The sequence below is a fragment of the Streptomyces sp. NPDC031111 genome, from assembly GCF_055570675.1.
In genome coordinates, this window is record NZ_JBVIGS010000008.1 from 211,031 (window position 1) to 223,534 (window position 12,504).

The window sequence follows — 12,504 nt, forward strand, 5'->3', positions numbered from 1 at the left end:
TTCCAGAAGTCGATCCGGAGTCTGTTCTCGGGTTTCGGCACGACTTCCGCGCAGCGGCCGCCCATCGAGGGGTGGCTGGGCTACCCGGAGCAACGCAGCGTCGGAAGCCGACCCGGCAATCAGCCGTCGCAGCGCCCACTCCAACCGAGCCGTGCTGCACCATTTCTGCCGGGTGAGAGGCACCGTGTCGGGCCCGGATTACAAGAACACGCAGGGTTTGCCGGCGCCGCCGTCCAGGAAGTGCGCGTCATAGATCCAGAATCCGCGCAGCCCGATGTAGGACCAGGTGTTCCCGTAACTGTTCTCCACGTAGCACGACACGTAGAGCGGGGTGTCAGCCGGGATGGTGGCGACACGGGAGCAGGCCTCGTACGGACCCGTCCGGCCAGGTGAGGAGTCAATCGTGTAGTCGATGGTATTCAGGTCATCGTTGAGTGGTGTGCCCAGGTTGCAGTCGACGGCGGGCGCAGCCTGGGCGGGCATCGCTGCGAGACCGACCGTGAGAGCCGCAGCAGCCAGCGTGCCGACGAACGCGCGTAAGGGTCTCAACACGGTTTCACCTTCCTGCCGTTGATGACATGGGGTGCCCAGTGTCGGGGAGGAATGCCCTCCTCAGCAGCACTTGTTCAGGACATGCCCACGAACTGGAGCGGCGAGATACTCCTGGGGGCGCTGCTGGCCCGTCTGGAGGAACGGGAGCGCGAGATCGCCGTGCAGGCGGACGCGATCCGCGAGAAGATCGCCGAACTCACCGCAGTGGTGGACGGGAGTATGGGTTTCGCCAGGGTCATGTCGCGCAGGAGTAGCCCTGGGGAGCGCTGCGCGCCGGTGAAGCGGCAGCGCAGGCGGGCGGTGAGAAATTCCAGCCAGGAGGCAGGGTCTTCGCCAGTGACGGGCGCGTACCGGATCGGCAGGGTCCGCCCTCCTCGTGGGCCTGCGCACAGGCGTCGTCGTAGCAGTCCGCCGTGGTGACGGTGCCCGGTTCGGGGCGACGCACACGTGCAGGTGGTCCGCGTAGGATCATCTGCCGAGGGGTGATGGCATGACCATGAAGAACTATCGGTGGTGCGCGGCGGCCGCGGCCGTACTGCTGGTGGTCGGCTGTGGCGGCGGCGCGGAGAGCGACAGCGGGAACGGCAAGGCAGCGGTGCTCACGAAGGAGCAGGCACAGCGGACGTTGCCGGACGGCGAGGCCATGACGGGATGGAAGGAGGCCGCTCCGCCCAAGGCCGTCGAGATGAACAAGCTCTACCGTTCGCAGGCCTGCCCCATCAAGGAGAACGCGGGCTGCGAGGAGTCCCGCTTCTACGGCGCCTCGACCTTCCGACACGACGACAACGCCGCCACCGTCACCTTCCTGATCATCGCCTACGACAGCGAACAGGCCGCCCGGGATGCGTACGAGGTGCTCTGGGACGGCTACTACGGCAAGAGGGCGGGAGAGAGGGCCAAGACGTTCGAGCTCGGCCCGGTCGGCGACGAGCGGGACGCCCGGTTCGGTTCCTCCGGATTCCGCGGCGAGCCCGGCGCCGTGACCCAGACACGGGTCGGCACGACGCTCCTGTGGACCCTGGCGGCTTCCGCGGACCAGGGCGGCATCGACGAGAACGGTGTCAGGGATCTGGCGACGCTGCACGCCAAGCGGGCCCGGCAGGCCCAGAACGGGGACACACCCTCCGCCGCGCTCGACGGCTGACCGAGCGGAGCGGCCGCCGACGCAGGTCGGTCCTCTGGAGGAGGCCTGCCGTGCTGCCTGGGAGGCCGTGAGCGGCGCCCGTCAGGGAACGGCGGGCGTCGGAAGTGGACCGGCTCGCCGCCACGCTGGCCACCGCGATCGATCAGGCGCACCGCGTGGGCGAGCCGCTGACCAGGGGATACCAACGGCCACGGCGCGAGTGTGGGGCATGCACGCACGCGATGGGCGCGCAGACGCCCGCCAGGTCGGCGACGGCGGGCGTCCGATCGGCGGACGGGGCGACGTCACGCGGGGACGCCGAGCGGCGGGTGCTCGAGTACGCGGGGCTTGTACTCGACCAGCTGGATGCGGCCGTCGAAGGTGCGGTGCTCGGTCATTTCGAGGGCAACGTCCGGATAGCCGTCGTAGATGCGTTCTGCGCCTGTGGCTCCGGTGATCACCGGGAACATCACGACCCGGAAGCGGTCGACGAGTCCGGCTCGTAGCAGGGACCGGCACAGGCTGAGGCTGCCGATCGTGCTCAGGAGCCCCGAGCCGCTCGACTTCACGGCGCGGACCGCCTCGACGGCGTCGTCGCGGACGAGCGTGGAGTTCGCCCATGTCAGTGGCTCCTCGAGCGAGGAGGAGAACACGACCTTGGACGCTTGCGTGAGCTCGTCGACGGACGCCTCTTCTTCGGGCCGGAACTCGTCCTGGCCATCCGGGACCTCGCCCGCGGCGAAGCCCGACATCAGGCGGTAGGTGTTCGCTCCCATCAGGTAGGTGGCCTTGGGCTGCTCGCCGAGCCATGCGAGGTACTCCGGGCCCTCGAGGCCCCAGAACCCAGGCCATCCCTCTCCTGATGCGTAGCCGTCGAGGGAGGTGATGAAGTCGACGAGAAGCTCCGACATGGCGGTGTCCTTTCCTGGTGGTGTTGTCACGAGTTTGGACCGGCCGGGAGCCACAAACTCATCGGCCGCGCTGGGAGTGACGGGAAAACTCATGACGCTGCAGAGGACAGCGGTGGCGGAGGGAGTTTCGTCGTTGATCTCGATGGGGCGATGATCGGCCACATCCTGCGGCGGGGGGCAACGGAGCATCGGCGCCCGGTTGGCAGGGAAGGCCGATGCTGGCCGCCTGTTCCTTCCGCGCGAGAGGCGTGCCCGGCGGCACCCGACTGACGAAGCCGCGCGGGATTACGGTCGTATAGGCGCCTGAAGGGGCGGCGCGAAGGCGCGTTGTCCGTCGAACGGCTGCCGAGTCCGGAGGCAGGAGTGGGCCGGCTCGGGGCGAGGGGTTGAGCAGGCGGCGCCGGCCGGCGTTGTGCCGGATTTCGTGCTCGCGTCGACGTCGGTGGTGGGCGTTCGTGCAGGGCCTCACTGCCACGGAAGCGTGGCCTTGAGTCTTGGCAACCGCGACACCTGGATCACCTTGACCACCATCACGGCGCTCAGCGCGTCGCTGCCCCAAGAACCCCGGGCATCGTGGGCCCGTGACACCTCAGCCTTTCGAGGTCATCTCCTGAATGCCGATGGTGGACAGGAGATCGAGTTTGCTCCTGGCGTCCGTGTCGCGTGGGGTGTCCACGACGAGACGGAGGTTCGTGCTCTGAGTGGTGAGCACGTTGGAGTCGAGAGCGATGTCTCCCACCACCGGATGTGCGACGACCTTGCGCACGCCCTGGTGGTCACCCACCGATCGAAGCGCCCAGAGTTCACGGAACCGGTGACTGCCGTGCAGCCGCGAGATCAACGCCCTGATGTCGGGGTCGTTCGGGTACCGGCTCGTCGTGGCGCGCAGGTCGGCGACCAGGGATTCCTCGAACGCGGCCCGCTCCGCCGCGGTCTGCCGGATGCGGCTCGGCCGGTTCTCGAACTGAAAGATCAGCGCGTTGCGTTCATCGTCGCCTCCTCTCGTGGGATCGCCGAAGGTCGCCGCGAACAGCGGGTTCCAGTGCAACAACTGCCAGGCGGCGTCGCACACCGCCACCGGGCTGCCGACGAGTTGCTCCACGATCCGGTGCACGCTGGTCGGGACCAGGCGCGGAATACGGTCCGGGTCCGCGGCGTGGCCGGCCAAGCGCAGGAGATGGGCCTGCTCATCGTCGGACAATTGCAGCGCGCGGGCGAGTGCCGTGCAGACTTGCGCCGACGGCCTCGATGCCCGGCCCTGTTCGAGCTGGACCACATACTCGGGAGAGATTCCGGCCAGCTGCGCCAATTCGCCCCGCCGCAGGCCAGGGACCCGGCGGGGGGAATAGCGGGGCAGCCCAACGGCGCCGGGGTCGAGCCGATCCCGCCAAGCCCGCAACGCGACACCGAGTTCGTTCACAGGCGCCATTCTTTCGCCCGCCCGGCCGTCGTGTCCTGGTACCAGCTGTACCAGGAAGACCTTTGGCTTCCAACGGACCTGCCCGCGGGCGCACCGTCGAGCTCATGGACAACACACTTGACCGCCCTGCCACCGTGCTCCTGGAGCTCGTCGCGGGCATCGTCACCGCGTCCCGCGATGACCCGGGCGGCATCGACGACGGGCCCCACGAGGTGGAATGCCAGCCGACCTCTTCCTCATTCTCGGGTCCGGGGCACGCACGCAGCATGTGAAGGCACCTGAAGACCACCCGACGGCGCGACATGGTGCCCCGACCGGCGGATCAGGAACGCCGACCGGTCCTCTCCGGCGGCCGGGCACTCCCTTTCGCGGTGTCGGCACACCTCTCCGTGCCCGCAGCGCGCACACCACATCGACGTACGAGACGGCCATCAAGGACCAGGGAACCCACATGGACATATTTCTCACCGGCGGCAGCGGATTCGTCGGACAACAGCTCATCACCCGTCTGATCGCCGACGGCCACACCGTGTGGGCACTGGCCCGCAGCCCCGAGGCCGAACAGCGAGTGGCGCGAGCAGGAGCCACGCCCGTACGCGGTGATCTCGCGGACCTGCGCGGGCCGGGTCACCACCCCGGCGATACCCCCACGGGGACGCCACGCCCGGCACCGACCTGGACGGCTGTCCTGGACCGGTGTGAAGCGGTGGTTCACTCGGCTGCCCGCATGGATTTCTGGGGGCCGGACGCCGCATTCGAGCGGGACAACCACTGGCCGACCGTGTCCCTGTTCACCGCCGCGGCCTCCGCAGGTGTCAAACGATTCGTGCTGATCAGCGCCGCCGCCGTGTCGACGGACCGGCACCGCAAGCCGGCGGTGGTCACCGAGGCGACGCCAACCGGCCGGCCGATCATCGCGTACGGCCGGGTCAAGCTGGCGACCGAGCGGGCGTTGGCGAACATCACGACCCCCGGGATGACGCTGATAACACTGCGCCCGCCGTTCATCTGGGGCAAGGGAATGACAACGCTGCGCGACGCGGCGACCTCGGCCGCCGCCGGCCGATTCGCCTGGATCGACAACGGACGTCACATCATGGACTTCGTGCACGTCGACAACCTCGCATCCGCGACGGTCGCCGCGCTGAGCCGGGGCTACGACCGCAGGGTCTACTACATCACCGACGGCGCCCCGATGCCGATCCGGGACTTCTTCACCCCGGTCCTGGAGATCATGGGCGCCGATGTCAGCCGCGCGCGAAGCGTTCCGCTCGCAGTCGCCTCGCCGGTCGCCGGACTCCTCGATCGGACATGGCGACTGCTGCGCCGTCCTGCTCCGCCGCCGCTGTACAACTGGCTGGTTGCGATCATGGGGCGCGACCGCAGCTACGACATCACACACGCCCGCGCCGACCTGGGCTACCGGCCGAGCGTGACCTTCTCGGCAGGACTGGACGAGCTGCGCACGTCTGCGGGATAGCCACCACCCGCACAAAGACGCACCCGGTCGTCACCGTGGCGTGGGCCTGGCCCACCCATCACTGAGAGCGTCAACAGGCAGGGCGATGCCGACGCCGGACGCCAGTAGCTCTGGCTGAACCGGCAAGAACCCCATGAATGTGGGACGGCACCGACGTCTACTCCTGGGCGGCGGGGACGGAGGAATTCGCCCACCGTGGCGCCGTCCTGCTGCGCCCGCTGACGTCTCAGCTGCCGCGGCAACCCGGGCGTGATCGGTGATGTCGAGGCGGACCGGAACCACGTCGGGTTCGCGGACCGACCGCGGGTCGCGGGCTGCACCGTAGACGCGCCGTGCGCGGCGTTGGACGAGCAGCCGTGGCCATCACCTGTCCGAGCCCTCGGTTCGCGCCGGTCACGAGCGCCGTTTGCTCCCTGGATCTGCGTGGTTTCCCCATCTCGCCCGGCCGTTTGGTCGGCAGATTCCCGATCATGTACTGGACCATTTGAGATGAACAGCGGTCTCGTGGAACCCCAGAGCGCGATAGAAGTCGGCCGCTCTGCGGGTCGGCACGGTCACCTCGACGTCCTTCGCCCCCCGGGCCTTTGCCTGTACGGCCCGGATCAGCGCGGAACCCGCACCGCGGCCCCGCATTGGCTCGTCCACGGTGAGTTCGAGCAATTCGAGGATCGTCCCGCCGGCGAACAGGGTGGGCATGCGCACCGCAAGCAGGTACCCGACGACGCGCGAGTCCTGCTCGGCGACCAGGAACTCGGCGCTGCCGTCCGAGGCGGCCTCGATGATCCGGGGGAACGTGGCATCGTCGAAGACTGCTCGGTCGGGCCGGCGCCTCGTCACGAACCCGCTCAGCAGACGGTAGATGTCACCGGCGTCCGAGGGTGTGGCCTCGCGGATGGTCGTCACACCAACTCATCCGCCGGGAAGTCGGCGATCGACGCCGTAGCGGCCCCCGGGATGGCTGCCATGAGCTCCGCTGCCTCGATTTCGATGCTGCTGCCGGGCCGGCCGCTGCCGCAACGTACCCGTCCCAGTTTGCTGACCGTCCCGTCGAACACCACCACCGCGGTCCGGTCTGCGGATCCGGGACACGCTCCGCTCCGCTGCATTCCCGCCGGCGGAACGCCCAACACGGCCCAGACCTCCTGAGGGCTGGTCACGTCAGGGTGCTTGTGGAGCTGGAAGGACACACCGAGCGAAGCGAGGAGGTCCGGTGGATCAACGGGCGCGAGACCATTCACCTCGCCTAGATTACCGCGCTCCATAAGGAAGTTGATCGCGGTCGGCGGAGCAGAAGTCGGGCACGCCGCTGCACCGTACTTGCCCCGCGCACTGGCGGAGGCCCGCAGCCCGGTGAACGTCTCCACCCACACCCGCTCGGCCCTCAACACCCCAGCCATACAGCGGAGATGCCCGCGGTGGGGCGCCTGGTGCCTCAGGCACCGGGGGTCCCCGGCGCACCGTATCGGGCGAGCATGGTCAGCACCGCTTGGTCGACCGCGTTGGTGATGGCGGAGTCGTCGGGCTCCCAGCGCGCGAGCAGCATCCGCGGCCAGAACACGTAGTTGGAGATCATTCCGAGGAACTGGGTCGCCGCCATCTCCGCATCGTCAAGCCGTGCCGCGCCAGTGGCGTTCTCCGCTTCCAGGTAGCGGCGGACCGATTCGAAGTAGGGCATCTTGCCGAGATTGAACTGCGTCTCGCCGAGCTCGGGGAAGCGCGGTACCTCGGCGATGACGATACGGAATAGGGCGGCCATGCCGGGCTGGGTGAGAAGGTCCACGTAGCGGCGTCCGATGGTCTCAAGCCCGGCGCGGAGGTTCCCCGGCTCGGGGAGGGGCGCCTCCTCGTCGTCGACCTTCCAGTGTTCGGTGACGATCGCCTCGAACAGGGCCGCCTTGGTGGTGAACTGCTTGAACAGAGTCGCCCTCGACACTCCGGCCGCCTCGGCGATGCGGGCCAGCGAGGTTCCGTCGTAGCCGGAGTCGAGGAACAGCTTCGTCGCTGCCTCGATGATGGACGTCCGCTTCTGCGCTGCCACGCGCCGGTGGTATTCCGAAGGCTGTGCCGTCATGCCCTCCAGTATGCCTCCCATCATGAGGTGAGTCACTTGACTCACCTCTGGCCCTCCTCTTACCTTGAGAGAAGAGGTGAGTCACTCGGCTCACCACTAGTGGAAGCCTGGAAGGTAGCATCATGGGACGCTTTGAGGGCCAGACCGTCATCGTCACGGGCGGCAGCGGGGGTATGGGCAGCAGTCATGTGCGGGGCTACCACGCCGAGGGGGCGAACGTCGTCATTGCCGGCCGCGACGCCGCCGCCGGCCGCGCTCTCGCTGCTCAGCTCGGTCATCGAGCCCTTTCCGTTCACCTGGATGTCGCCAGCGAGGACGACTGGGCGGCGGTGGTACGAGAAGTCGAAGACTACTTCGGGCCGATCACCATCCTGGTGAACAACGCGGGCGTCCAGAACCCGGCGGCCCCTATCGAGCACACCGAACTCCGCACCTGGGAGCACACCTTCAGCGTCAACGTCACCGGCCAGTTCCTCGGCATCAGGGCCGTGGCTCCATCGATGCGCAGGGGCGGCGGCGGAACCATCGTCAACATCGCCTCGACCATGGCCCACGTCGGCGCGGCCTTCTACGCCCCCTACACCGCCAGCAAGTGGGCCGTGCGCGGGCTGACCAAGACGGCCGCGCTGGAGCTGGGGCGGGACAACATCCGAGTCAACTCCATCCACCCCGGCGTCGTCTCCACACCGCTGGTCAACGAACCCACCGTCGCAGGCCAGCCGGCCATCGCCGACTTCTACTCGCCGGATCCCTTCGCCATCCCCCGCCTCGCCGAACCCTCTGACATCACCCGCCTGTTGCTCTTCATCACCTCCCAGGACGCATCTTTCGCCACGGGCTCGGAATTCGTCCTGGACGGGGGCCTGCTGCTCGGCCCTGCACTGCAACCCGAATCCGACATCGCGGCTTGAGCCGGCATTGCAGTACGGAGCGTGCCGTCGCCGGCGCCCATCTTGTCCAAGGCGAAGCGATCTTGACTTGCGACGATGACGGGCTTTGGCAGTTGTGATCACGGCGTCCGAGCCGTCCTGGACAGCTCCGTTCACTGGGCTGAGCCCGCGCTGCTCCGACAGGTTGGTGGCCGCCGGCTTTGTCCATGGGAACGGGTGCCGGCTCAACTTATGTGACGCGGCCACTCTGAGTGAAGTGACAGCCGGGTTCCTTCGAGCTCGTAACACGATCACGATCCGGGCTTCGTGAGGCGTGTCCACGCACACGCGGGTCGTTGGCGGTGCGCGCCCCGAAGACGCCAGGTCCTTCGGGGCGCGGCAGGGGTTCGAGTTCAGGCGTTGTAGCCGCCGTGGGCGTCCAGCACCGCGCCCGTGACGTACGAGGCGGCGGGGCTCGCCAGGAAGGCGATCGCCGCGGCGATTTCGTCGGGGTGCCCCATCCGTTGCAGGGACAGCGAGCTGAGCAGGGCCTTGAGGGTCTCGGGGTCCGGCGGCTGCATGCCGCTGTCCATCAGCCCGGCTTCCACGACGTTGGCCGTGATGTCTCGGGGCCCGAGGTCCCGTGCGACCCCCATGGTGTACCTCTCGATGCCTGACTTGGTCGCCGAGTAGTCGGCAACGCCCGGGACGCCGACCCGGGAGCCCAGTCCGGAACTCACCGTGATGATGCGGCCGCCCGTGCGCAGCACTCGGGAGGCGGCCCGGATGACGGCGATGACGCCGAGGTAGTTGGTGGCGTGCATCCGGTCCAGCGCGGCGGTGTCGGCGTCCGGGTCGTCCACCGTGCGGCCCTGCTCCACCGAGATCGCCGCGTTGTTGACGAGGATGTCCAGGCCGCCGAAGTGCGCGACCACGTCGTCGATCAGTGCCGGCGCCCGGCTAGTGTCCGCCTGGTCGGACTGGAAGGCGACGGCCTTGGCTCCCTTGCCGTGCACCTCGTCGACGACGGCCTGCGCCTGCTTCTCGGAGCTGACGTAGGTGAAGGCGACGTCGGCGCCCTGCTCGGCCAGCAGCCGTACGGTCGCGGCTCCCAGTCCGCGCGATCCCCCGGTGACCAGGGCGACCTTGCCTGTGAGTGGCTTGCTCATTCTTCTCACCTCGTTGATTGACCCTTTCCCGACAGTCGCAACGTTAATTGTTACGACAGCCTGTTGCAACTTTCACTGTTACGACTGCGCTGTCGTAACATGAAGCGTTGCGGCCGGGAGGAGGGGCTCATGAGTGCCAACAGCAGGTTGACCATTGCCGCCCACGCGCTGGCCTGGATCGGTCTCTATCAGCGTCAGGGTCATGAGGTCGCCACCTCCGAGCAGATCGCGACCAGCGCGAACACCAACCCGGTGGTGATCAGGCGGCTGCTCGGCGAGCTGCGCAGGGCCGGGCTCGTGGAGTCCCGGCGGGGCGTGGGCGCGGGCTGGTCACTGGCGCGCGAGCTGGAGTCGATGACCCTGCTCGACGTGTACGAGGCAGTGGAAACCGGCCCGCTGTTCGCCATGCACCGCACCACCCCGGACCAGGAATGCGTGGTGGGCCACGGCATCCAGCCGGCCATGCAGAACATCTACGAGGGCATCGAGGAGACCCTGAAACACGAGCTGGCCCGCGTCACGCTCGCGAACGTACTCCAGGACGTACTCGCGACACCTCGCTAGCCTCTCCGTTACGCCCTGACATCACCGAGATACGGCTCCGCCGTCGAACTCGGCACCACGCACATCACGAACACGCTCATCGACAAGCAACCGTGCGCCGGGGAACGTCAGTAGCGGCCCCGGCCCTCGGCCGGGGCCGTGCCCCCTTACCGGTCTCGGCGGTACTGCGCGGGCGAGTTCCTCGTCGCCGGATCCTCGTACGAGCCGACCGTGCCGCGGTCCACATGGAACGTGGTGAGCGTGGTGACGGGCGAGACGGGGTCGCGGCGGTCGGCGATCACCCGCATGTGCGCGCTGAACCGCTCGGGGGTGACCTCGTAGACGTCGTAGCCGTAACGGTTGCCCTCGAAGTACTTCAAGTGCGGGTTGGCCGCGCCCATCACCGGGCCGTTCTCCCTGTTCCAGTCCGGTGAGTACGCCGCGGAGCTGACCGAGTGGGCGGTGAACTCCGTGCCCACGACCGGCGAGGACGGGTCGTCGAAGTCGGTCCTGATGTCGTCGACGAACGCGGAGTGCCAGTCACCGGTGATGACGCCCAGGTCCTCCAGGCCGCTGCTGTGCACATGGCCGAGGACCTCCTTGCGCTCCGCGAGGAAGCCGTCCCACTGGTCGGTGAACATGTACGGGCCGCCGGGGCTGCCGCGGAGCTGGCTGAGCATGATGGAGTTGGCCCACACGTGCCACGCGTCCGGAGCCCGGTCGATGCCGTGCTTCAGCCAGGCCTTCTGCCCGGCGCCGAGGATCGTGCCGTCGGCCAGGTTCTGCGCCGAGCGGTAGGAGCGCAGGTCGAGGACGGTCAGCTCCAGCAGGCCGCCCCACCGGCGGACCCGGTGGATCTCCGGATCGGGCAGGGCGAACGCGCTGCTGTCGCGGTGCGGCATGTTCTCGTACCAGGCCTGGTACGCGGCGGCGCGGCGCCGCATGACCGGGGCTCCGCCGCCGGTGCCCGAGTAGTCGTTGGCCACCTCGTGGTCGTCCCAGGTCAGGAACCACGGGTGGGCGGCGTGCGCCTCGCGCAGTGACGCGTCGCCCTTGTACAGGGCGTGGCGGCGGCGGTAGTCGGCGAGGGTGAAGACGGCGGGCCCCTCGTGGTCGCGGACATGGTCCGCGGGGACACCGCCGACCTGCCCGTGCTCGTAGATGTAGTCGCCGAGATGGACCACGAAGTCGACGTTCTCCCGGGCGATGCCGCGGTGGGCGGCGTAGAAGCCGTCGTGGAACGCCTGGCAGTTGGCGGCGGCGAAGCGGACCCTGTCGACCCGCCGGCCCGGAGCGGTCCTCGTGCGGCCGATCCGGCTGGTTCTGCCGAGTGCCTTGAAGCCGTACCAGTAACGCGTGCCGGGGCGCAGACCCTGAACGGGGACGTGGACGCTGTGGCCGAGCGTCGCGGAGGCGGGCGCGGTGCCGCGGGCGACGACGCGCCGCAGCTCCCGGTCCAGGGCGACGGTCCACTCCACCTCGACCACCTCGGGCATGGGCTGCTCGGCGGCCAGGGGTTCCGGCGCGAGTCGTGTCCACAGCAGGACGCTGGTCGGCTGGGGATCGCCGGACGCGACACCGAGGGTGAACGGCGCCCCGTCGTAGGTGGCTCCGAGCGCCTCCGCCGCCTCCCGTGCCTGAGCTGGCGTCAGTCCCGCGCTCAGCGGCCACGCCAGGTTGAGGGCACCGGCGGCCGCGGCGGCCCTGAGCAGTCCCCGTCGGTCGATCCTGGTCATGCGTGTCCTCCAACAGGCGTGAGTGTCAGGGAGACGGCGTCGGCGTAGCCGTCGTTGGACGTCCCGCCGCCGCTGCGGGTGAAGACGAGCAGCACCCGGGCGGTGCGGGCACCGGGCGGCACGGCGGCGGACGCGGTTCGCTCCAGCAGCCCGGTGCGCGCACCGCGTTCGGCGGCGGTGACGGGGCCGAGTACGCTGAGCGCCACCGGCGTCCCGGCCCGGTCACGGAACTCGACCGACAGCCGGGCGCCGTCCTCCTGCCCGGCGTACCCGCCCAGCCAGGCGGTCAGCGTGTACCGCACCCGCCCGGCGTCGAGCGCCGGCCGGCCGGTGGACCCGCGGGCCGGCAGGGTGATGTCCTGGACCAGGGCGGTACGGGGCGAGTTCCCGCCGCTGAAGAACCGGCTGCCGCGACGGGTAGGCCCTGGATCTCCGGCGGTCGGATAGCCGCCGCCCACGCCGTAACCGACGAGCGCCGGAGCACCCTGGGCGATCACCCAGCCGGTCACGGCGTCGACCGGGTCGGCACTCCCTCCGGGACCACTCTCGGCATCACCATTGACGACTCCGATTCACAAGCGCCGCCTGAGCAACGAGCGTTGGCGCGGCACATCACATCAGCGCGAGATG

General features: G+C 68.9%; 14 protein-coding genes and 1 pseudogene. 6 read left to right on the forward strand and 9 right to left on the reverse strand.

Annotated features, from left to right (window positions below):
• Positions 1-198 precede the first annotated feature (198 nt).
• Entirely contained in the window at positions 199-552 is a 354-nt protein-coding gene (locus tag ACZ470_RS18710; protein WP_468428453.1) for a hypothetical protein, read from the reverse strand.
• 490 nt (positions 553-1,042) lie between these two features.
• Here ACZ470_RS18710 and ACZ470_RS18715 point away from each other — a divergent pair, with 490 nt between their 5' ends.
• Positions 1,043-1,696, forward strand: coding sequence for a hypothetical protein (locus tag ACZ470_RS18715; RefSeq protein ID WP_468428455.1), 654 nt, complete (start codon positions 1,043-1,045; stop codon positions 1,694-1,696).
• A gap of 284 nt (positions 1,697-1,980) precedes the next feature.
• Here the strand turns inward: ACZ470_RS18715 and ACZ470_RS18720 are convergent, their stop codons facing one another.
• Together ACZ470_RS18720 and ACZ470_RS18725 are read right to left on the reverse strand one after the other, a co-directional pair.
• On the reverse strand, positions 1,981-2,586 hold the full coding sequence (locus tag ACZ470_RS18720; protein ID WP_468428456.1) for a dihydrofolate reductase family protein: 606 nt from the start codon (positions 2,584-2,586) through the stop codon (positions 1,981-1,983).
• A 589-nt stretch (positions 2,587-3,175) separates the two neighbouring features.
• The gene (locus tag ACZ470_RS18725; protein WP_468428458.1) at positions 3,176-4,015 is read right to left on the reverse strand and encodes a helix-turn-helix transcriptional regulator; all 840 of its coding nucleotides are present in this window, start codon (positions 4,013-4,015) and stop codon (positions 3,176-3,178) included.
• A 95-nt stretch (positions 4,016-4,110) separates the two neighbouring features.
• Here ACZ470_RS18725 and ACZ470_RS18730 point away from each other — a divergent pair, with 95 nt between their 5' ends.
• Entirely contained in the window at positions 4,111-4,278 is a 168-nt protein-coding gene (locus ACZ470_RS18730) for a hypothetical protein (protein ID WP_468428460.1), read from the forward strand.
• Positions 4,279-4,457: 179 nt separating this feature from the next.
• Positions 4,458-5,486: an NAD-dependent epimerase/dehydratase family protein gene (locus ACZ470_RS18735; protein WP_468428461.1), complete on the forward strand. Its 1,029-nt coding sequence runs from the start codon at positions 4,458-4,460 to the stop codon at positions 5,484-5,486.
• Between the two features lie 468 nt (positions 5,487-5,954).
• Here ACZ470_RS18735 and ACZ470_RS18740 read toward each other — a convergent pair whose 3' ends face one another.
• The 3 genes from ACZ470_RS18740 to ACZ470_RS18750 all read right to left on the reverse strand — a co-directional run bounded on the left by ACZ470_RS18740 (position 5,955) and on the right by ACZ470_RS18750 (position 7,557).
• Complete coding sequence (locus ACZ470_RS18740; protein ID WP_468428462.1) at positions 5,955-6,389, reverse strand: GNAT family N-acetyltransferase; 435 nt, start codon at positions 6,387-6,389, stop codon at positions 5,955-5,957.
• Complete coding sequence (locus tag ACZ470_RS18745; RefSeq protein ID WP_468428464.1) at positions 6,386-6,850, reverse strand: hypothetical protein; 465 nt, start codon at positions 6,848-6,850, stop codon at positions 6,386-6,388. Before ACZ470_RS18745 ends, ACZ470_RS18740 begins: the two co-directional genes overlap by 4 nt.
• Positions 6,851-6,918: 68 nt before the next feature.
• Positions 6,919-7,557 (reverse strand): TetR/AcrR family transcriptional regulator, encoded by a 639-nt coding sequence (locus tag ACZ470_RS18750; protein WP_468428466.1) that lies wholly within the window; start codon positions 7,555-7,557, stop codon positions 6,919-6,921.
• Between the two features lie 122 nt (positions 7,558-7,679).
• Between ACZ470_RS18750 and ACZ470_RS18755 the strand changes: the two genes are divergently transcribed.
• Both ACZ470_RS18755 and ACZ470_RS18760 read left to right on the forward strand, forming a co-directional pair.
• Positions 7,680-8,468, forward strand: a complete 789-nt coding sequence (locus ACZ470_RS18755; protein ID WP_468428468.1) for an SDR family oxidoreductase — start codon at positions 7,680-7,682, stop codon at positions 8,466-8,468.
• An 85-nt stretch (positions 8,469-8,553) separates the two neighbouring features.
• Positions 8,554-8,637, forward strand: a pseudogene (locus ACZ470_RS18760) (IS5/IS1182 family transposase); the annotation flags it as partial.
• Between the two features lie 202 nt (positions 8,638-8,839).
• Here the strand turns inward: ACZ470_RS18760 and ACZ470_RS18765 are convergent.
• A complete protein-coding gene (locus ACZ470_RS18765; protein WP_468428470.1) occupies positions 8,840-9,595 on the reverse strand; it encodes an SDR family NAD(P)-dependent oxidoreductase in 756 nt (251 codons plus the stop codon).
• Between the two features lie 129 nt (positions 9,596-9,724).
• Here ACZ470_RS18765 and ACZ470_RS18770 point away from each other — a divergent pair, with 129 nt between their 5' ends.
• Positions 9,725-10,159 carry an Rrf2 family transcriptional regulator gene (locus ACZ470_RS18770; protein ID WP_468428472.1) on the forward strand — a complete coding sequence of 145 codons (435 nt, stop codon included), beginning with the start codon at positions 9,725-9,727 and terminating at the stop codon, positions 10,157-10,159.
• A 146-nt stretch (positions 10,160-10,305) separates the two neighbouring features.
• Here ACZ470_RS18770 and ACZ470_RS18775 read toward each other — a convergent pair whose 3' ends face one another.
• Positions 10,306-11,874: an alkaline phosphatase D family protein gene (locus ACZ470_RS18775; protein WP_468428473.1), complete on the reverse strand. Its 1,569-nt coding sequence runs from the start codon at positions 11,872-11,874 to the stop codon at positions 10,306-10,308.
• Positions 11,871-12,383 (reverse strand): phosphoesterase, encoded by a 513-nt coding sequence (locus tag ACZ470_RS18780; RefSeq protein WP_468428475.1) that lies wholly within the window; start codon positions 12,381-12,383, stop codon positions 11,871-11,873. The genes ACZ470_RS18775 and ACZ470_RS18780 overlap by 4 nt, the downstream gene beginning before the upstream one ends.
• Positions 12,384-12,504 lie beyond the last annotated feature (121 nt).

Bases quoted from the DNA above. Each gene is read 5' to 3' on its own strand.
- ACZ470_RS18715 (WP_468428455.1), top strand. From the start codon at position 1,043: ATGACCATGAAGAACTATCGGTGGTGCGCGGCGGCCGCGGCCGTACTG.
- ACZ470_RS18720 (WP_468428456.1), bottom strand. From the start codon at position 2,586: ATGTCGGAGCTTCTCGTCGACTTCATCACCTCCCTCGACGGCTACGCA.
- ACZ470_RS18725 (WP_468428458.1), bottom strand. From the start codon at position 4,015: ATGGCGCCTGTGAACGAACTCGGTGTCGCGTTGCGGGCTTGGCGGGAT.
- ACZ470_RS18730 (WP_468428460.1), top strand. From the start codon at position 4,111: ATGGACAACACACTTGACCGCCCTGCCACCGTGCTCCTGGAGCTCGTC.
- ACZ470_RS18735 (WP_468428461.1), top strand. From the start codon at position 4,458: ATGGACATATTTCTCACCGGCGGCAGCGGATTCGTCGGACAACAGCTC.
- ACZ470_RS18750 (WP_468428466.1), bottom strand. From the start codon at position 7,557: ATGACGGCACAGCCTTCGGAATACCACCGGCGCGTGGCAGCGCAGAAG.
- ACZ470_RS18755 (WP_468428468.1), top strand. From the start codon at position 7,680: ATGGGACGCTTTGAGGGCCAGACCGTCATCGTCACGGGCGGCAGCGGG.
- ACZ470_RS18765 (WP_468428470.1), bottom strand. From the start codon at position 9,595: ATGAGCAAGCCACTCACAGGCAAGGTCGCCCTGGTCACCGGGGGATCG.
- ACZ470_RS18770 (WP_468428472.1), top strand. From the start codon at position 9,725: ATGAGTGCCAACAGCAGGTTGACCATTGCCGCCCACGCGCTGGCCTGG.
- ACZ470_RS18775 (WP_468428473.1), bottom strand. From the start codon at position 11,874: ATGACCAGGATCGACCGACGGGGACTGCTCAGGGCCGCCGCGGCCGCC.